Raw genomic sequence first — 20240 nt, 5'->3', positions numbered from 1 at the left:
CACGGGCGTACAGGGCCGTTCGGCTCAGGGAACAGGCAGCCGATCAGGCCGTACGCGCGTCCGCGGCCTGCGCCGCGGCGGGCGCCGCGTCGGTGGGCTGCTCGACATCGGCCAGGTCACGGTGGCGGGTCTCCTTCGCCACCCCGACAGCCACGATCGTCAGCACGGACGCGCCGATGACGTACAGCGCGATCGGCGTGGAGCTGCCGTAGTCGGACAGTAGCGCGGTGGCGATCAGCGGCGCCGGCGCGCCCGCCGCGACCGAGGCGAACTGGGCGCCGATGGAGGCGCCGGAGTAACGCATGCGGGTCGCGAACATCTCGGAGAAGAAGGCGGCCTGGGGCGCGTACATCGCCCCGTGCAGCACCAGACCGACGGTCACGGCGAGGATCAGGTTGCCGAAGCCGCCGGTGTCGATGAGCGAGAAGAACGGGAACATCCACAGCCCGATTCCGACGGCGCCCAGCAGATACACGGGTCGGCGGCCGATCCGGTCCGACAGCGCGCCCCACAGCGGAATCGCGGCGAAGTGCACGGCGGAGGCGATGAGCACCGCGTTCAGCGCGGTCTGCTTGGAGACGCCGGCCGAGGTGGTGGCGTAGACGAGGATGAAGGCGGTGATGACGTAGTAGCTGATGTTCTCCGCCATGCGAGCGCCCATCGCCACCAGCACGTCTCGCCAGTGGTGCCGCAGCACGGAGACGAGCGGGAGCTTCTCGGCCGCCGCGACCCCCGTGGCCTTGCGGGCCTCGGCCTGCGCCAACGCCCGCTTGAAGACGGGCGATTCATCGACAGACAGACGAATCCACAAACCGACGATCACCAGCACACCGGAGAGCAGGAACGGGATCCGCCATCCCCAGCTGCCGAACGCGCTGTCCGACAGCACGGCGGTCAGGAACGACAGCACGCCGGTCGCCAGGAGCTGCCCCGCGGGCGCCCCCGTCTGCGGCCATGAAGCCCAGAAACCGCGTCGCCGAGCGTCCCCGTGCTCGGACACCAGCAGCACGGCCCCGCCCCACTCGCCGCCGAGCGCGAAGCCCTGGACCAGACGCAGCACGGTCAGCAGCACCGGAGCGGCGGAGCCGATGGTCGCGTGGGTGGGCAGCAGCCCGATCGCGAAGGTCGCCCCGCCCATCAGCAGCAGACTCAGCACCAGCAGCTTCTTGCGCCCGAGCCGGTCGCCGTAGTGTCCGAAGACGAGCGCGCCCAGCGGACGCGCGGCGAATCCGACCGCGTACGTCAGGAACGACAGCAGGGTGCCGACGAGCGGGTCGGAGTCCGGGAAGAACAACTTGTTGAAGACGAGAGCGGCTGCGGAGCCGTACAGGAAGAAGTCGTACCACTCGATGGTGGTGCCGATGAGGCTGGCGGCGACGATGCGCTTGAGGTTGCTTGGCGTTGGTGGAGCGGATGCTGCGGAGGCCATGTGCGCCACTTCCTCGTGTGCGGTGGGGACGGGTACGTGTCGGGACACCGTAGGAACATGCAGGTCAGGGGCACATGTGGCGGGACAACATAGTTCAGGGCCGACCTATGAGTCCGGCCCCCATGCTTGCTGGTGATTGGACGGTGGCGTGCTGACTCCTGTGCTGGTTCGGTGCTGGCCAAGAGCCCATGTCGACACCCGCCTTGACTTCCCCTGTGCTGATTTGGTGACGAACCGACCCGACTGACGATCCGTCAGTCACGCGTCCATGCTTGATCCTGCTCGGAACTGCCCTATATCGAGCACGTATTGACATGTACCGTCGGAGCCCGCAGAGTCATGCCCCAACAGTCCCGACAGTGCCCCCGGCAGTGATGCATGCCACACCACAGAGGAGTGTGCCGTCATGTCCGAAACGCCCGCTGTCTCACGCCGGCTGCTCCTGGGCGGAGCCGTCGCCACCGGCGCGCTCGCCGCTGGGATGACCGTTGCGGCCCCCGCCGCCGCGACCGGGCAGGCACCCCGCCGCCGACCCGGACAGAAGCCCATGATCGGCGTGCCGTTCCAGGTCCACAGAACCGTCCGCGTCGGTGTCATCGGCCTGGGCAACCGTGGCGGAGGCATGATCACAGGGTGGGCGGCCGTGCCCGGCTGCACCGTGACGGCCGTCTGCGACATTCGCGCCGACCGCGCGCGGCGCGCCGCCGAGCTGCTGGTGAGCAAGGGCGAGCCCCGCCCCGCCGAATACGGCGGATCAGCCGACTCGTACGCCCAGATGCTCCGGCGCGACGACATCGACCTGGTGTATGTCGCCACCCCCTGGGAATTCCACTACGAGCACGGCAAGGCCGCGCTGCTGAGCGGCAGGCACGCCGTGGTGGAACTCCCCGTCGCGACCGAATTGCGCCAGCTGTGGGACCTGGTCGACACCTCCGAGCGCACCCGCAAGCACCTTCTCCTCTCCGAGAACTGCAGCTACGGCCGCAACGAACTGGCCATGCTGAGGATGGCGCACGCCGGTCTGTTCGGCGACATCACCAACGGCCATGGCGGCTACCTCCACGACCTGCGTGAACTCCTCTTCTCCGACACCTATTACACAGACTCCTGGCGGCGGCTGTGGCACACCCGCAGTACCGCGTCCCTCTACCCCATGCACGGGCTGGCCCCCATCGCGGCGGCCATGGACATCAACCGTGGCGACCGGATGGCCACCCTGAGCGCCACCGCGACCGCTCCCAAAGGACTGGCCGACTACCGCGAGCGTTTCGTCCCCCGGGACCACCCGTCCTGGAAGGAGACGTACATCAATGGTGACCTGGTCACCTGCCTCATCGAGACCGAGAGAGGCAGGATCATCCGGGCCGAGCACGAAGTGAGTTCGCCCAGGCCGTACAGCAGGATCAACTCCCTCGCCGGCAGTCGCGGAATCGTCGAGGACTACGTCGGGCCCGCCCCGACGGGCGCGCGTGTTTACCTCGAACCGGACCATGGTGGCCACACCTGGCGCGACTTCGCCGACTACCGCAAGGAGTTCGACCACTGGCTGTGGCGGAAGGTCGGCGACGACGCCGCGAACAACGGCGGTCACGGCGGCATGGACTACGTCCTGCAATGGCGCACCGTCCAGCTGATGCGGGCCGGCCTGGCGCCCGACATCGACGTGTACGACTCGGCTGCCTGGTGCGCGGCGGTCCCCCTGAGCGCCGAGTCCCTGGCGAGGAACGGCCGCCCGGTCGAGATCCCGGACTTCACCCGCGATGCCTGGGCCGTCAAACGGCCGGGCCTCGACTCCAGCCCCACGGACATGCCGCCCGTCGGCTGACCCAGGAACTCGACGTTGTCCAGCGGGGCGACGGCACGCACGCCACGGCGGGGCGACTGGCACCAGGCCCGAGTGTGACCCGGTGAAGATCTGGCCGCGGCCCGTCTCGCAGCAACCCGGACTGTCCGGCAGGCCGCTGGAGGAGGAGCCCCCCGCTGCGGACCGGTGGGCCGGTGGCCTTGCGGGATGGGCCGGCCTGGGTCGAGCCCGAGGTTGAGGGCGCGGAGAGAGGGCGGGTCATCCCGCCACGGTCGACTTCAGGCTCGCACGGTGGGCCCGGTTCGTGGCCATCAGCCCGTCGAGCGCCTCCCGGGTGCGTATGAGGTCTTCGATGTGCTCGGAGAGCCGGTCCCGCTCCTCGGCCATCCGTTGCAGCGCGGCGTCGGACGTGGCGTCGCTGGGTGAGTCGACACACGGCAGCAGTTCGGCGATGGTCCGGCTGGACAGGCCCGCGGCGTACATCCGCTGGAGGAACGTGACCCGCTCGACGTGGTCCTCCGTGTAGTGCCGCTGCCCGCTCGCGCTGCGTGTGCTCGTGAGCAGGCCCTGTTCCTCGTAGTAGCGCAGGGACCTGACGCTGACTCCTGCCCGTGCCGCGAGCTCACCGATCCGCATGCCGCCCTCCCCGTTGTGATCCGGAGCACAACCCTTGCCTCTGACGTCGATGTCAGGTTCTAGCGTAACCGTCGTGCCCGGGATCAGGGCGCGACGGATCACGAAGGAGACATGACGTGACGACTCTTTTCACCGGCTACCGGCTGGGCGAACTGGCGTTGCCCAACCGCGTGGTGATGGCGCCGATGACGCGGGTACGGGCCGCCGAGGGCGGTCTGGCGACTCCGTCGATGGCGCGCTACTACGCTCAGCGGGCCACGGCCGGCCTGATCGTCACCGAGGGAGTGCAGCCGAGTCTGATCGGTCAGTCCAACCCCGGGACTCCGGGGCTGTACACCGACGAGCAGGTGGCCGCATGGCGCCCGGTGACCGATGCGGTGCACACCAACGGCGGCCGGATCTTCGCCCAGATCATGCACGGCGGACGCGTCTCGCACCCCGACACCACCGGGATGCGCCCCGTCGGGCCCTCGGCCGTCCCTGCCGTCGGCGAGGTGTTCACCCCCAACGGACCGCAGTCCGCACCGACTCCGCGCGCCCTGGACACCGCCGAGGTGCCCGAGCACGCTCAGTCCTACGCGGATGCCGCGCGCCGGGCCGTCGACGCCGGATTCGACGGTGTGGAACTCCACGGCGCCAACGGCTACCTGATTTCGCAGTTCCTCTCCGCCAACGCCAACATGCGCACCGACCGATACGGAGGCTCGGTGAGCAACCGGATCCGGTTCGCCGTCGAAGCGGCGGCCGCGACCGCCGAGGCCATCGGTGCGCAGCGGACCGGGATCCGGCTCTCCCCCGGTGGCCACTTCTGGGGCATCGAGGAGACCGACGTGGCCGAGCTCTACACCGCGCTCCTGACCGAGCTGTCCCGGCTCCGCCTGGCCTACGTCCACTTGGAGGCCACCACGGACGAAGAGACCCTTCTCGGTCTTCGCCGGACCTGGCCCGGTGCGCTCGTCATGAACCCGGTGCTGCCGATGGGCCCCAAGCAGACCGGCCACGCCGACGCGGATCACTGGCTCGGCCTCGGCGCCGACCTCATCAGCTTCGGTCGCGCCTTCATCGCCAACCCCGACCTGGTGGAGCGTCTGCGCACCGGTCTTCCGATCGCTCCCGTCGACGACACCACGTACTTTCAGGGCGGCGACCACGGCTATCTCACCTACTTGGTGTATCAGCACTCGGCGTGACGCCGGGGAGGCGAAGCCGAGGCTGACGATTGGCTGCCGCTCGAGTCGACACGAGTGCATCACCACGTAGTCGGCGTCGACCGGCCATTCTGCAACCCGAGCGCCGACTTGGTCCTGCGGCTCGCGCACCACCTCGATGGGCCGCTGCGCGATCGCAACCGGCCGCTGCCGGCGGCCGGTTGCGTACCCCGGTATGCCGAGCGGCCACTCGACGACGAGGCCCGGGACGCGGTCGCGAGGTGCTTCGCGCGCATGAGCCTCGCGGACATCACGCTGGACGAGGTCGCGATCGAGTTCTCCTGCCCGGCGGACGTGGAGAGCGCCGCCTACTGCGAGGGATCCAGCTGATCGCCGCCTCCTTCACCCCGGGGTTTTCGGGTCGGCTGCCTCTTTGTCCGGGGGCGTGTCCGCGTCGGCCGGTGTCGGGGCGGGCTGCTGGATGGCCTCGGGCAGGGCCTGTTCGGCCCAGATCACCTTGCCCTGCGGGGTGTACCGGGTGCCCCAGCGCTCAGCCATCTGCGACACCAGGAACAGGCCCCGGCCTCCCTCGTCCGTCGTCGCGGCGTACCGCAGATGCGGCGAGGTGCTGCTGCCGTCGGCCACCTCGCAGATCAGCGTACGGTCGCGGATCAGCCGTACATGGATCGGCCCGGCGCCGTAGCGGATGGCGTTGGTAATGAGCTCGCTCAGGATGAGCTCCATGGTGAAGCCGAACTCTGACAGGTCCCACGCTTCGAGCCTTTGGGACACGGCGTCGCGCATACCCGCGACGGCGGCCGGGTCCGGTGGTACGTCCCAGTCGGCGATCCGGTCGGGCGGCAGTTCCCGCGTGCGGGCGACGAGCAGGGCGACGTCGTCCTTGGGGCGCTCGGGGAGCAGACTGTCCAGCACAACCTGGCAGGTCTCCTCCGGCGGCCGACCGGGGTGGCCCGTGAGCGCATCACGCAGCAGTTCCATTCCCACGTCCAGGTCCCGCCTGCGGTCCTCGATGAGGCCGTCGGTGTACAGGACGAGCTGGGTTCCCTCCGCGAGGCACAGCTCCGCGGTCCGGAACGGCATGCCGCCGAGACCCAGGGGCGGACCGGCCGGCACGTCCAGGAAGGTGACGGTTCCGTCGGGCCGGACCAGCGCGGGCGCCGGATGCCCCGCACGCGCCACGACGTAGCGGCGCGTCACGGGGTCGTAGATCCCGTACAGGCAGGTGGCACCCACGACGCCCGCTGCACTCTCCGCCGCTTCGTCCTGGTCGATGCTCCCGACCAGGTCGTCCAGATGGCTCAGCAGCTCGTCGGGTGGCAGATCGAGGGTGGAGAAGTTGTGCACCGCGGTCCGCAGCCGTCCCATCGTGGCGGCGGCGTGCAGGCCGTGGCCGACCACATCGCCGACGGCCAGCGCCACCCGGCTCCCCGGCAGGGGAATCACGTCGAACCAGTCTCCGCCCACGCCCGACTGGGCGGGAAGGTAGCGGTAGGCGATGTCGAGGGCGTTCTGCTCGGGCATGGCCTGCGGCAGCAGGCTGCGCTGGAGGGTGACTGCCATGGCGTGCTCGCGGGTGTAGCGGCGGGCGTTGTCGATGCTCATCGCGGCACGGGCCACCAGCTCCTCCGCCAGCGACAGGTCCTCCTCGTTGAAGCGCTCATGCTGTTGCGCGCGCCAGAAGTTGGCCATGCCCAGCACGACGCCACGGGCCTGGATGGGGGCGGTGATGAGGGAATGGATGCCGTAGTCAATGATCGCTTTGGCGCGCTCCGGGTCCTGCACGCGCCAGCCCGTGGCGGTCGGCAGATCGCTCACCAGCTGGGAGCGGCCGCTGCCGTAGCCGCGTGCCTGGGGCGTGGAGGGAAGGTAGTCGAAAAGCCGGCCCTGTGCGGAGAGCGGATGGTCGTCCCGGATGCCGCACACGGCTGCGCGCCGCATGTCCGTCGCTGTGAGGGACGGCTCCTCGCCGTGCAGGACGGCGTCGGCCAGGTCCACGGTGACGAAGTCCGCGAAGCGGGGAACGGGGACCCGTGCCAATTCGTCGGCGGTGCGCAGCACGTCCAGGGTGGTGCCGATGCGGAGTCCGGCGTCGTACAGCAGCCTGAGCCGCTCGCGTGCCACCTCCGCCCTGCCGGTCACCGCCTGAAGCTCGGTGGAGTCGCGTAGCGTCACCACCGTTCCCTCGGGGCCTCCCTCGGGATCCGTGGGTCGTTGGTTGACCGCGAGCAGTCGCTCTCCCGCGAGGTGCAACTCGTCGGTGGCCTCGCGTCCGGAGGCGAGCAGTGTCTTCGTCTCGGGATCGAGGCCCGGCAGTTCCGAGACGAGCCGTCCCTCGACGTCAGGGGGCAGCTCCAGCAGTCGTCTGGCCTCGTCGTTCGCCAGTATCAGCCGCCCGTCGGCGGCCACGATCAGCACCCCTTCCCGAACGGAGTGGAGCACTGTGTCGTGGTGCTCGTACATCAGGGTCATCTCGTCCGGGGCCAGGCTGTGTGTCTGCCGCCGCAGCCGTCTGCCCACCAGCGCCGTCACACCGGTGGACAACGCGAGCGCTCCGGCCCCGGCGCCCAGGATGATCGGTAGTTGCCGGGACAACTGACTTTCGACGTTCTTGACCTTCATCCCGGCCGAGACGAGGGCCACGACCTTGCTGTTGGCGTTCTCGATCGGGACCGTGGCCTGCACCTCGCGACCGAGCGGGCCGTTGACGCTCTCCACGTAGACCTTCCCCGCCAGGGACGGCCCGATCTCGCCCACGAACCGCTTTCCGATCAGGTCCGGCAAGGGGTGCGTGTAACGGATGCCCTCGGTGTCCATGACCACGATGAAGTCGACGCCGGCGGCCCGGCGTGCCGCCTCGGTGAGCGGTTGGAGAATCCTGCTCGGATCCGGGGTCTGCAAGGCCGCCAGGACGCCTGGTGAGTGCGCGAAGGTCTGTGCCACGGCCGTGGAGCGGCGTCTGGCCTCCGCGTTGTTGTCCCGCTCCGACTGCAGGATGAGAGCGAAGACGCCGCAGGCTACGAGCAGCACTACCAGAGCCACCTGGAAAACCAACACCTGACCGGCCACGCTCCGCGTGATCTTGCTGGTCAGACGCCTCACCGATAGGTGTTGAAAACGGGCGAAACGATTCGCCATGCAACCTTTCTAGCACCGGTGATCTCAAGTGGCGAGGGCCGCCCGATCCTCGTCCGGCCGGCCTCGGGCGTCTGTGCGGCGATGCGTCGCATGGCCTCGGCTCCTCCGGGCATGGCCGTCCGCCGTCAATTGTCGCGTGCGGCGCATGATTTTGACGCGCTCGATGTCTGTTTGGGTAGATATGATGCATTTTGTGATCATGTCTGCGCGGCTGTGGCGCCGTCGCCCCGCCTACAGCGGTCGATGGGAAGCTGCCCGGCTGTCACCCGTGGTCCTGACCGTCCTCATCGCCGGCCTGGCGTTCTCCACACCCAGGGAGATCGCCATAAGCCGACTTCTGCCCGCCGCACCCGCTCTTGCCGCCGCGATGTGGCCCGTGCTCCCCACGATCCTGTTGGGGACGTTCTGCCTGCTGATCATGATCGTCCTCAGCTTCTTCCACACCGATCTGGGGACGCAGTACACGTCGGCCGCGATCATCGCGGTCACCTTGGCGGCCGCCTACGGGAGTCATGTCCGGATTCAGCGAGAGGAGATACTTTTCCAAGTCCGGCTTGTCGCTGACGCGGCACAGAAGGTGTTGCTGCGCCCGCTGCCGCGCCGCATCGCGGATGTCGAGATCGAGTCGCTGTATCTGGCGGCCCAGGAACAGGCCCGGATCGGCGGTGACTTCTATGAGGCGATCGGTACACCGCACGGTGTCCGGCTGCTCATAGGCGACGTGCGGGGCAAGGGCCTGTCCGCGGTGGGGGCGGCCTCCGCGGTGATCAGCTGCTTCAGGGAGGCGGCGTACGACGAGCCCGACCTGCGGGGCCTCATCCACCGCCTGGAGACCACCGTCACGCGCCACAGCGCTGCGTTTCCCGCCCAGGACCAGCCCGAGCACTTTGCCACCGCGATCCTCGCCGAGATTCCGCACGGCGGGGGCCACATACGACTTCTCAACTGCGGGCATCCTCCGCCGCTCATCGCGCACAGCGGGAAGGTCCGGGTCCTGGAGCCCACCGTCCCCTCCCCACCCCTCAACCTCGCCGCGCTCATCGGTGACCGCTACTGGGTCGACGTCGTCCCCTTCGCCCCGGGTGACCAGTTGTTGCTGTACACGGACGGCGTCTCGGAGGCCCGGGACCATACCGGCCAGTTCTTCCCGCTGCCGGACTGGATGCGGCGGCAAGGCGATGGGCAGCCCCGCGAGCTGCTCGACCAACTGCACCGGGATCTGCTCCAGTACAGCGGCGGAAGGCTCGACGACGACATCGCGGCCCTCGCGCTGAGGTGCTCCCATGCGCAGGATCGGGGAGCCGTCGGCGTAGAAGGCTAGGCCATCGGGTCGGCATGCCGCACCGAGGGCGTCAGTGCTTCCGGGAACAACCGCGATCATTTGCAGATCGCCGTGCCGTGCGGGGAACCTGCCCTGCTCCACCCGGCCGATGTGAGGGCGCCACCGGGCGCCCCGGGGGCGCGGGCCCGTTGCGACATCTCCCACCTGCTCTTGCCGGGGCGAGGAACACTTACTTACGTTCTCTCGCATGTCCCCCCACGGCCGCGCCCTTCCTGGCGAACCGACAGAACCCGCTGCAGCGAGCACGCCCGCGGCGGACGGACCTGACGCCCCCCCCCAGATGGTCGGTCTGGCCGACGCCGTCCTCGAGGCGATGCGGGCCCATCCTCTGGGGGCGGACTCCGTGATCATCGGTGAGGCCGTCGAGGCGCATCCCGGCATGGTCGTGGCCCGTACCGGTCTTGGGGGAACGCGGGTGGTCGATCTGCCGATCGGGGAGCAACTGCCGCGGATCTGCTGACGGGGGCGTCGCTCGCCGAGGAGCCCGCCGTCGGGGCGCCGATCGGACCGTCACCCGATCGGCGCCCCGACGGCGGGTCCTGCGGGTCCACGCCGGTCGCGGCAGAAGCGTCCTTGTTTGCCGCACCGCGACTGGCGGCCGTGTCGCTTGGAGCGGACTTCGTCTCCTTCGGCTGCCTTCGTCCGGCCCGGGCTTCCTTCGCCGTCCGGCCCGGTGACGGCTGGACCCATGTCTCCGCCCGCTCCGGCGCCCTCGTCAGTTCACCCCGCGTTCGCGACCCTCCCAATAGGGCGCGCGGAGCTTGTACTTCTGGAGTTTGCCGGTGGCTGTCCGCTCAAGAGTGCCGCGGAACTCCACGGAGGTGGGCGCCTTGTAGCCGGCCAGGCGTTCCTTGCAGTGCTGGATGAGTTCGGCTTCGGTGACTTCGGATTCGGGGGCGCGGACGACCAGAGCCTTGATGGTCTCGCCCCACTTCTTGTCCGGTACGCCGATCACGGCGACCTCGGCGACCGCGGGGTGACTGAAGAGCGCATCCTCGACCTCGATGGAGGACACGTTCTCGCCACCGGTGATGATGACGTCCTTCCTGCGGTCACTGATGGTCAGGTAGCCGTCGTCGCCGAGGGTGCCGCCGTCTCCGGTGTGGAACCAGTCGTCCGCAAGCGCCTCGGCCGTTTCCTCGGGCTGTTGCCAGTAGCTTTCGAGAACCACGTTGGAGCGGGCCAGGATCTCGCCGGAGGCCGAGGTCCGTAGGGTCACGCCGAGGGCGGGGGCGCCGGCCCGTGCCAGATTCTCCGCCCGCTGCTGCGGGTCCAGGTCGTCCCATTCCGCGCGACCGCGGTTGATCGTGAGCAGGGGAGAGGTCTCGGTGAGGCCGTAGATCTGGATGAACTCCCAGCCGAGCTGGCTCTCGACCCGTGCGATGGTCCGGGTCGGCGGCGGCGCGCCCGCGCAGATGATCCGCACCCGGTCCCGCCCGGGGATCTCACCGGGCCAGGTCTCCGCAGCGGTGAGCACGGCGTTGACCACCGCGGGCGCGGCGCACATCACGGTCACGCCGTGCTCGGCGACCCGGCGCAGGATCTCGGTGCCGTCCACCTTCCGCAGGACGATGTGGGGCACGCCCAGGGCGGTCATCGCGAAGGGCATGCCCCAGCCGTTCGCGTGGAACATCGGCAGGGTGTGCAGGTAGACGTCCCGGTCCGAGACACCCGCGTGCAGGGCGAACGTCATCGCGTTGACCCAGATGTTGCGGTGCGTGATCTGTACGCCCTTGGGGCGCGCCGTGGTGCCGCTGGTGTAGTTGATCGTCGCGGTTGCGTTCTCCTCGGCTTCCCACGGCGCGGGCTCGGCGTCGAAGCGGTACAGGTCCGCGTCGGACTCGGCTCCCATGACGAAACGGTGCTTGCAGGCGACCCCGGACAGACGCTCGGCGACTTCCGGGTCGACCAGGAGCACGTCGCACCCGGAGTGGCCGGCGATGTAGTCCACCTCCTCGGCCGACAGACGGAAGTTCACCGGCACCAGCACCCTGCCGTAGCCGGACACACCGAAGAACGAGGTGAGCAACCGCGCGCTGTTCTGCGAGACGATCCCCACCCGGGCCCCGTGTGGCACCCCGAGCGCGTCCAGCCCCGCGGCCTGGGCTCGCGCGAGTTCGCCCACTCGACGGTAGGTCAGTTCCCGCCAGGGGACGGCAGGTTGGTCGGGCTCGTCGACGATGCCGACGCGATCCGGATACACGGTCGTGGCGCGGTCCAGAAAGTCACGAGCCCCGAAGGGAACGAACATAAGGGCCTCCCGGCGCTGCGAGGTGACGCTGCATGGTGAATCAGACTCCCATCCGATCTCGTTCCCGAGGCGACGGGTACCCAAGAGCGTGGGCGTCTCGGAATATGAGCCTTGACGCCGCCCGTCTCGTCGGTGACGGGACCCTGCCGAAGTGTCAGGCACCCGACTCCGCCTGACGCGCCGACAGTGGCTGCTCGGCCCAGATGGTCTTTCTGTTGCGGCCGTAGCGCGTGCCCCACCGCTCGGACAGCTGGGCCACCAGGAAAAGGCCACGTCCGCCCTCGTCGTTGTTGTGGGCCTGGCGCAGGTGGGGGGAGGTGCTGCTGCTGTCGGAGACCTCGCAGATGAGATGGCGGTCCCGGATCAGTCGCAGCAGCACAGGGCCGCCGGCGTAGCGGTAGGCGTTCGTGACCAGTTCGCTCACGATCAGTTCGGTGGTGAAGGCGAATTCCTCCAGCCCCCACTCGGCCAGCTGGTCCGTCACCAGCATCCGGGCCCGACCGGCCGCGGTGGGCTCGGCCGGCAGCTCCCAGGTGGCCACCTTCTCCGCCGCCAGCACCCGGGTCCGGCCCAGCAGCAGCGTGACGTCATCGGCGGGCCGGTCGGGCAGCATCGCGTCCTCCACTGCCTTGCACGTGTGCTTCAGCGAGGGGTACGGACCGGCCAGCACGGAGCGCAGCAGGGCCAGGCCCTGGTCGATGTCGCGGTGGTCGGCGAGGAGGAGCCCGTCGCTGTACAGGGCGATCAGGCTGCCCTCGTCCAGTTCGAGTTCGGTCATCTCGAACGGCAGCCCGCCCAGGCCGAGCGGTGGTCCGGCGGGGACGTCGATCGGTTGCACCCGGCCGTCCGGGCCCAGCACGGTCGGCGGCGGGTGCCCCGCGCGAGCGATGGCGCAGTGCCGGGAGACCGGGTCGTAGATCGCGTACAGACAGGTCGCACCCACGATCTGGGGGGTGTTCCCGTCGGTCTGCCGCTGTTCGGTGGCCAGCTGATCCACCAGGTCGTCGAGCCGGGCCAGGACCTCGTCCGGGGCCAGGTCGAGGAGTGCCAGGGTGCGCACGGCGGCGCGCAGCCGGCCCATGGTCGCCGAGGCGTGCATGCCGTGACCGACGACGTCGCCGACGACCAGCGCGACGCGCACTCCCGACAGGGGGATGACGTCGAACCAGTCGCCGCCGACTCCGGCGGAGGCATGGGCGGGCAGGTAGCGGTGCGCTGTCTCGACCGCCGGGTGCTCGGGCACCTCACTGGGCAGCAGGCTGCGCTGGAGAGCCTCGGCGGCGTTGTGCTGCTGGGTGTAGCGGCGGGCGTTGTCGATGCAGACCGCGGCCCTGGAGGCGAACTCCTCCGCCAGGGTGAGGTCGTCCGCCTCGAACGGCTCCGGCCGCTGCGAGCGCCACAGACAGACCAGGCCGAGGATGACACCACGCGCGGCCAGCGGCACCACCATCAGCGAGTGGACACCCATCGACAGCGCCGTCTCGGCCCGCGCCGCGTCGGCGGTGAACCATCCGCTGTTGCCCTCCTGGATGGTGGGCTGGAGGATCGGACGCCGCTCGGCCAGGCAGCGTGCCGGCCCCGTGTCCTCGGGGAAGGAGAACAGATGGCCCACGGGATACATCACCTGCTGCGCCTCGGGCCGGATGCTGCGCACCGCCATCCTGCGCAGCGGGCCCGTGGCGTCGGGGGCCGGCTCGTCCCCGCGGGTCACGGGTTCCAGCAGATCCACCGAGAGGGCGTCGGCGAGCTCGGGAACCGCGGCCTCCGCCAGCTCGTGCGCCGTCCTGGCCACATCCAGGGTGCTGCCGATCCTGGCGCCGGCCTCGTTGAGCAGCGCGAGTCGCCGACGTGCCCGATGGCGGTCGGTGACGTCCTCGACGATCTCGGTGACGCCCAGGACACGGCCGGAGGGCTCCTGCATCCTGAAGGCGGACACGGAGACGAACATTTCCTTCTGGGGGTCGCGCAGCAACCGGCAGGGCTGCTCGGCGAAGATCATGGGCCGCCCCGTCTCCAGAACCCGCCGGAGCCTTTCCTCGACCAGCTCCGTGTCCAGGCCGAGCAGGAAGTCGGCGGTGCGAAGCCCGCGGTAGGCCTCGGCGGGCAGCCCGCCGAACCGCGCGATCGCCCGGTTCACCCGCAGGATGCGCAGGTCAGGGCCGAGAACCGCGACACCCACCGGGGACCGGCTGAAGAGTCCGTCCAGTACGGCCCGGTCGATCTCCCACTGGACGATGTACTCGGCGAGCGAGCCGACGAGGAGCCACTCGACGGTGGAGTCCAGTCGTTGCACGCTCCGGGCTCGGAATCCCACGTACACCCGGTGGCCCTCGCGATGCCGGACCGGCAGCAGCCCGAACCATCCGTCGTCCCGCACGCATGTGGCGGTCGCCTCGGCGATCACGGCCTCGTCGCCGCGTTCGACCAGGACCTCGCGCACCGTCCGGCCCAGCACCTCGTCGGCCCGGTACCCGAGGAGCGCGGTGGCCTGTTCGCTCCATGCGACGACCCGTCCGCGGCCGTCCAGGACGGCCGACGCGGATCGGATGACCGAGAACGGATCCTCCGGGCTCTCGCTGAGCGACGTCGGGGATGTGTTGTGCATCGCCACCCATCTTGCGTCGTTCGCGGGGCCGGGGCCCGTCGTGCGGCGCCCCGGGGCGCTCCTGCCGTTCCGCTTGCCTGCGTTTGCAGTGGCTCATTTCCAGTATCGGCCGTGCGGGCACGACGTGCCTCGTCGTCGCGGCCTGGACCGTCTGTCGAGTGCTGGTCGTGACGGTGCCGCGTACCGGTTCACCGGGGGAGTGCCCGGGCGAGGAGTACCGCCACGTCGTCGTCCGCCACCTCGGGCATGACGTGGGCCAGCAGGTCGTCGCAGAGCTGTTCCAGAGGACGGCCGGGGTGCCGCAGTGCCTGTGCCAGACGGCGCATGCCCTGGTCGAGGTCAGTGCCCCGGGTCTCGATCAGACCGTCCGTGTAGGTCACCAGGAGGCTGCGCGGCGGAAGGATCACCCGCTGGACCTCGCCGTCCTGCCGGCCCACGCCCAGGGGCGGGCCCGCGGGTCCGTCCAGGAAGGTGACCGTTCCGCGCTCGTCGGCGACCACGGGGGGCGGGTGGCCCGCCCTGGCGATCAGGCAGTGGCCGTCGACCGGATCGTGCACGGCGTACAGGCAGGTGGCCATCTCGTTGTCGCCCAGGTCGGCCACGGCGGCGTCCAGGAAGCGCAGCACCTGGTCGGGCGCGGTGTCCCGGCGTGCCAGGGTCCGTACCGCCGTGCGCAGCTGGCCCATGACCGCCGCGGCGTGGATGCCGTGCCCCATCACGTCGCCGATCACCAGTGCCGTCCGGTGGTCCGGCAGGGCGATCGCGTCGAACCAGTCGCCGCCGACCTCGTGCTCGCCGGCCGGCAGATAGCGCCCGGCGAGTTCCAGTCCGCTGACGGCGGGCAGGGAGGTGTTCATCAGGCTGCGCTGGAGGGTGAGTGCCGCGTCGCGTTCGCGCCCGTACATGCGAGCGTTGTCGATGTTCAGCGCCGCTCGGGCGACCAACTCGTCGATCAGCAGCGTGTCCTGTTCGCCGAACGGCTCTCGATCGCGGGTCCGGGTCACCACGACCGCGCCGAGTACGGTGCCCCGCGCCACCAGCGGGACCAGACGCGCCGAGCCCACGCGCGCGTGGAGGTACGCGCGCAGCCGGTCGGCGCCGCCCGCCGGGATCAGCCGGTCGATGTCGCTCAGATAGAGGTTCATGGGCAGCCCGGCGCTGATGATCTGCTCGTACACCGAGCCGGGCGGGACCTGAAGGGTCATGCCGACCGCGAGGTGTTCGGCCGGCGCGGCCGGATCGGTGAAGGCCACCGCGACGCGGCGGACCACGCCGTGCGCCGATGCGGCGGTCTCGTCCGGAGCCATCGCCTCCTCCAGCAACTGGACGTCGGCGGAGTCGGCCAGCCGGGGCACCAGCACGCGGACCGCGTCCTGCGCCGTCCGCGTCAGATCCAGGGTGGAACCCATCTGCGCACCCGCCTCCGCCAGCAGCGCAAGCCGCTGCCGTGCCCGCTCCGCCTCCAGGTGGGCACGCTGCCCCTCCGTGATGTCGATCAGCGAAGCGATCACCCCCACCCGCCGGCCGCCTGCGCCGAGCAAGGGGGCGTAGGAGCAGGACCACGTCCGCTGCCGTCCCTGGGCGGCAGATCCGGCGGTGTGGCGGAAGTCCACCACCGCCTCACCCCGGTCCAGGACCTGCCGCATCACCGACTCCAGCGCGCCGGCGCCGGGGGCGACCTCGGTCACGCGTCTGCCGACGTGCTCTGCCACCGGCACGCCGTCCATCCGGGCCAGAGCCTCGTTGACCCGGAGGAACCGCAGGTCGGGGCCGAGCATGGCCAGGCCGATCGGGGACTGGGTGAAAAGTCCCTCCAGCGCGGCCAGCGCATCCCGCATCCGCTCCACGGCGGAGGTCTCCGCCGCGATGGCCAGCACACCCGTACGCCCCCGCCCATCCGCGATCGGACAGTGCCACATCTCCATGTCGACCAGGGATCCGTCGCGATGCCGGACCGGCAGCCGCGCGACCACCGCCGCACCCGTCCGCAGCGTCCGGGCCAGACGGTCGGCCAGCTCCAGGTTCTCCTCGGGTACGAGTACGCGCCTGGCGTCCTCGCCCACCATCTGCTCCGGCGTGTGACCGAGCAGGTCCTGAGCGGCGAGCGACCACTGCACCAGGCGCCCGTCGGCATCGACCACCCAGAGCGCGAGCGGGAGCAGGTCCTGGAACACCCCCGCATGACCTACCGCGGACGTGCGCCGATCCGGCGTTTCGCCGATCGTGTCGTGGGCACGTGCACCGCGGTGACTCGCGCTGGTCATGGGGGCACCTCGCTCACATCACCCTTGACCACAGGAGGCTCAAGGACAGCCTAGGCCCGTCCGGGCGATCGAGGGCCTGTGATCGATCATCGATAAGTGGCCCGGCTCACATGGCGTGAGGAGGGCGTCACCGACACCATGGGTGCTCCGTCACCGGCAGGCTGAAGGGATCAAGGATGTTCCGCAAGGTGCTGGTAGCCAACCGCGGCGAGATCGCGATTCGTGCGTTCCGTGCGGGCTACGAGCTGGGTGCGCGCACCGTCGCCGTCTTCCCGCACGAGGACCGCAACTCCCTGCACCGGCTGAAGGCCGACGAGGCCTACGAGATCGGGGAGCCCGGGCACCCGGTGCGGGCCTATCTGTCCGTGGAGGAGATCGTCCGCGCGGCGCGCCGTGCGGGAGCGGACGCCGTCTACCCGGGGTACGGATTCCTGTCCGAGAACCCCGATCTGGCCAGGGCGTGCGAAGAGGCGGGCATCACGTTCGTCGGACCGAGCGCGGACATCCTGGAGCTGACCGGGAACAAGGCGCGCGCGGTGGCCGCCGCACGGGAGGCCGGCGTGCCGGTGCTGGGCTCCTCGGCGCCGTCCACCGACGTGGACGAACTCGTCCGAGCCGCCGAGGACGTCGGTTTCCCCGTGTTCGTCAAGGCCGTCGCGGGCGGCGGCGGACGCGGTATGCGGCGCGTCGAGGAGCCCGCCCAGCTGCGGGAGGCCATCGAGGCGGCATCGCGTGAGGCGGCGTCCGCGTTCGGTGATTCCACGGTCTTCCTGGAGAAGGCCGTCGTCGAGCCCCGCCACATCGAGGTGCAGATCCTCGCCGACGGGCAGGGCGACGTCATCCACCTCTTCGAGCGGGACTGTTCGGTGCAGCGTCGCCACCAGAAGGTGATCGAGCTGGCGCCGGCACCGAACCTCGACCCGGAGCTGCGCGACCGTATCTGCGCCGACGCCGTGCGCTTCGCCCGCCAGATCGGCTACCGCAACGCCGGCACCGTGGAGTTCCTGCTCGACCGCGAAGGCAACCACGTCTTCATCGAGATGAACCCGCGCATCCAGGTGGAGCACACGGTGACCGAAGAGGTCACCGACGTCGACCTGGTGCAGTCGCAGCTGCGCATCGCCGCCGGCGAGACGCTGGCCGACCTCGGCCTCGCCCAGGAGACCGTCACACTGCGTGGCGCCGCGCTACAGTGCCGGATCACCACGGAGGACCCGGCCAACGGCTTCCGCCCGGACACCGGCACGATCAGCGCCTACCGCTCGCCGGGCGGCTCGGGCATCCGCCTCGACGGCGGAACCACCCACGCCGGTACGGAGATCAGCGCCCACTTCGACTCGATGCTGGTGAAACTCACCTGCCGGGGCCGGGACTTCACCACCGCGGTGGGCCGTGCCCGGCGCGCCCTGGCCGAGTTCCGCATCCGCGGCGTGGCCACCAACATCCCCTTCCTCCAAGCGGTGCTGGACGACCCCGACTTCCAGGCCGGCCGGGTCACCACGTCGTTCATCGAGCAGCGCCCGCACCTGCTCACCGCCCGCCACTCCGCCGACCGCGGCACGAAGCTGCTCACCTACCTCGCCGACGTCACGGTCAACAAGCCGCACGGTGAACGGCCCGCCCTGATCGACCCGTTGACCAAGCTGCCCGAGCTGCCGGCCGGCGAGCCGCCCGCCGGGTCCCGGCAGCGGCTCGCCGAACAGGGCCCCGAGGGCTTCGCAAGCTGGCTGCGCGCGTCGCCGACCATCGGCGTCACCGACACCACGTTCCGCGACGCCCACCAGTCGCTGCTCGCCACCCGGGTGCGCACCAAGGACCTGCTCGCCGTCGCCCCGCTGGTGGCCCGCACCCTGCCCCAGCTGCTGTCCCTGGAGTGCTGGGGCGGCGCCACCTACGACGTCGCCCTGCGCTTCCTCGCTGAGGACCCGTGGGAGCGCCTGGCGGCGCTGCGGGAGGCCGCCCCGAACATCTGCCTCCAGATGCTGCTGCGCGGCCGCAACACCGTGGGCTACACGCCGTATCCCACCGAGGTGACCGACGCGTTCGTGCAGGAGGCGGCGGCCACCGGCATCGACATCTTCCGCATCTTCGACGCCCTCAACGACGTCGACCAGATGCGGCCCGCCATCGACGCCGTACGGCAGACCGGAACGGCCGTCGCGGAGGTGGCCCTGTGCTACACCTCCGACCTGTCCGATCCGTCCGAGCGGCTCTACACCCTGGACTACTACCTGCGGCTGGCCGAGCAGATCGTGGACGCGGGCGCCCATGTGCTGGCCGTCAAGGACATGGCCGGCCTGCTGCGGGCACCGGCCGCGGCGAAGCTGGTGTCGGCCCTGCGCCGGGAGTTCGACCTGCCGGTCCACATTCACACCCACGACACCGCTGGTGGCCAGCTCGCCACCTACCTCGCCGCCGTGCAGGCCGGCGCGGACGCGGTGGACGGGGCGGTGGCGTCCATGGCCGGTACGACCTCGCAGCCTTCGCTGACCGCGATCGTGGCCGCGACCGACCACTCCGAGCGGCCCACCGGCCTGGACCTCCAGGCGGTCGGCGACCTCGAGCCGTACTGGGAGAGCGTCCGCAAGGTCTACGCCCCCTTCGAGGCGGGTCTTGCCGCGCCGACCGGCCGTGTCTACCACCACGAGATCCCCGGCGGGCAGCTCTCCAACCTGCGCACCCAGGCGGTCGCGCTGGGTCTGGGCGACCGCTTCGAGGAGATCGAGGCGATGTACGCCGCCGCCGACCGGATGCTCGGCCGTCTGGTGAAGGTCACCCCCTCCTCGAAGGTGGTCGGTGACCTGGCGCTGCATCTGGTGGGCGCCGGCGTGTCCCCGGCCGACTTCGAGGCCGAGCCGGACCGGTTCGACATCCCCGACTCCGTCATCGGCTTCCTGCGCGGCGAGCTGGGCACCCCGCCCGGCGGCTGGCCCGAGCCGTTCCGCACCAAGGCGTTGCGGGGCCGCGCCGAGGCCAAGCCGGTGCCGGACCTGAGCGCCGACGACCGTGAGGGGCTGGCGAAGGACCGGCGGACGACACTCAACCGACTGCTGTTCCCGGGACCGGCGCGCGAGTTCGAGACCCACCGTGACACCTACGGCGACACCAGCGTGCTGGACAGCAAGGACTTCTTCTACGGGCCGCGCCCGGGCAAGGAGTACGCCGTCGACCTCGAACGCGGTGTGCGGCTGCTGATCGAGTTGCAGGCCGTCGGCGACGCGGACGAGCGTGGCATGCGCACCGTGATGTCGTCCCTGAACGGCCAGTTGCGGCCGATCCAGGTCCGCGACAGGGCGGCCGCCTCGGACGTCCCCGTCACCGAGAAGGCCGACCGGGCGAACCCCGGCCATGTCGCGGCGCCGTTCGCCGGCGTGGTGACCCTCACGGTCGCCGAGGGGGACGAGGTGGCGGCCGGTGCCACGGTGGCCACCATCGAGGCGATGAAGATGGAGGCGTCGATCACCGCCGCGAAGTCCGGCAGGGTGACGCGACTGGCCATCAATCGCATTCAACAGGTCGAGGGCGGCGATCTGCTCGTGGAACTCGCCTGAGCCGCCTGCCGCGTACGTCGTCACCGGCCCCCCTCTCGCCCCGCGCAGCAAGAC

Annotated in this window: 11 protein-coding genes and 1 pseudogene; 6 read left to right on the top strand and 6 right to left on the bottom strand. The window is 70.3% G+C overall.

Annotated features, from left to right (window positions below; genetic code table 11):
* Positions 1 to 43: 43 nt before the first annotated feature.
* Positions 44 to 1429 carry an MFS transporter gene (locus KCH87_RS26340; protein ID WP_210588737.1) on the bottom strand — a complete coding sequence of 462 codons (1386 nt, stop codon included), beginning with the start codon at positions 1427 to 1429 and terminating at the stop codon, positions 44 to 46.
* Positions 1430 to 1835: 406 nt separating this feature from the next.
* Here KCH87_RS26340 and KCH87_RS26335 point away from each other — a divergent pair, with 406 nt between their 5' ends.
* Positions 1836 to 3254 (top strand): Gfo/Idh/MocA family protein, encoded by a 1419-nt coding sequence (locus KCH87_RS26335; protein WP_210588736.1) that lies wholly within the window; start codon positions 1836 to 1838, stop codon positions 3252 to 3254.
* A 237-nt stretch (positions 3255 to 3491) separates the two neighbouring features.
* Here the strand turns inward: KCH87_RS26335 and KCH87_RS26330 are convergent, their stop codons facing one another.
* Positions 3492 to 3869: a MerR family transcriptional regulator gene (locus KCH87_RS26330; protein WP_210588735.1), complete on the bottom strand. Its 378-nt coding sequence runs from the start codon at positions 3867 to 3869 to the stop codon at positions 3492 to 3494.
* Between the two features lie 116 nt (positions 3870 to 3985).
* Between KCH87_RS26330 and KCH87_RS26325 the strand changes: the two genes are divergently transcribed.
* Together KCH87_RS26325 and KCH87_RS50790 are read left to right on the top strand one after the other, a co-directional pair.
* Entirely contained in the window at positions 3986 to 5059 is a 1074-nt protein-coding gene (locus KCH87_RS26325) for an alkene reductase (protein WP_210588734.1), read from the top strand.
* Positions 5060 to 5113: 54 nt separating this feature from the next.
* Positions 5114 to 5407 (top strand): hypothetical protein, encoded by a 294-nt coding sequence (locus KCH87_RS50790; RefSeq protein ID WP_374199034.1) that lies wholly within the window; start codon positions 5114 to 5116, stop codon positions 5405 to 5407.
* Positions 5408 to 5419: 12 nt separating this feature from the next.
* On the opposite strand, the gene KCH87_RS26315 is transcribed toward KCH87_RS50790, so the two are convergent.
* The gene (locus KCH87_RS26315; RefSeq protein ID WP_210588733.1) at positions 5420 to 8173 is read right to left on the bottom strand and encodes a SpoIIE family protein phosphatase/ATP-binding protein; all 2754 of its coding nucleotides are present in this window, start codon (positions 8171 to 8173) and stop codon (positions 5420 to 5422) included.
* A gap of 199 nt (positions 8174 to 8372) precedes the next feature.
* Between KCH87_RS26315 and KCH87_RS26310 the strand changes: the two genes are divergently transcribed.
* Both KCH87_RS26310 and KCH87_RS26305 read left to right on the top strand, forming a co-directional pair.
* Positions 8373 to 9494, top strand: a complete 1122-nt coding sequence (locus KCH87_RS26310; RefSeq protein WP_247196848.1) for a PP2C family protein-serine/threonine phosphatase — start codon at positions 8373 to 8375, stop codon at positions 9492 to 9494.
* Positions 9495 to 9807: 313 nt separating this feature from the next.
* Positions 9808 to 9975, top strand: a pseudogene (locus KCH87_RS26305) (hydrogenase expression/formation protein HypE); the annotation flags it as partial.
* A 255-nt stretch (positions 9976 to 10230) separates the two neighbouring features.
* Here KCH87_RS26305 and KCH87_RS26300 read toward each other — a convergent pair.
* The 3 genes from KCH87_RS26300 to KCH87_RS26290 all read right to left on the bottom strand — a co-directional run bounded on the left by KCH87_RS26300 (position 10231) and on the right by KCH87_RS26290 (position 16635).
* Complete coding sequence (locus KCH87_RS26300; RefSeq protein ID WP_210588731.1) at positions 10231 to 11766, bottom strand: AMP-binding protein; 1536 nt, start codon at positions 11764 to 11766, stop codon at positions 10231 to 10233.
* Positions 11767 to 11920: 154 nt separating this feature from the next.
* Positions 11921 to 14371, bottom strand: a complete 2451-nt coding sequence (locus KCH87_RS26295; RefSeq protein ID WP_210588730.1) for a SpoIIE family protein phosphatase — start codon at positions 14369 to 14371, stop codon at positions 11921 to 11923.
* Positions 14372 to 14559: 188 nt separating this feature from the next.
* Positions 14560 to 16635 carry a SpoIIE family protein phosphatase gene (locus KCH87_RS26290; protein ID WP_210588729.1) on the bottom strand — a complete coding sequence of 692 codons (2076 nt, stop codon included), beginning with the start codon at positions 16633 to 16635 and terminating at the stop codon, positions 14560 to 14562.
* Positions 16636 to 16811: 176 nt separating this feature from the next.
* Here KCH87_RS26290 and KCH87_RS26285 point away from each other — a divergent pair, with 176 nt between their 5' ends.
* Positions 16812 to 20186: a pyruvate carboxylase gene (locus KCH87_RS26285; RefSeq protein ID WP_210588728.1), complete on the top strand. Its 3375-nt coding sequence runs from the start codon at positions 16812 to 16814 to the stop codon at positions 20184 to 20186.
* Positions 20187 to 20240 lie beyond the last annotated feature (54 nt).

Origin of the sequence: Streptomyces sp. GESEQ-35, from assembly GCF_017948485.1 — a bacterium.
In the GTDB taxonomy this organism is placed as follows: Bacteria; Actinomycetota; Actinomycetes; order Streptomycetales; family Streptomycetaceae; genus Streptomyces.
The sequence above is the reverse complement of the archived record's forward strand: the minus strand, read 5'-3'. Positions and strand labels throughout refer to the sequence as shown.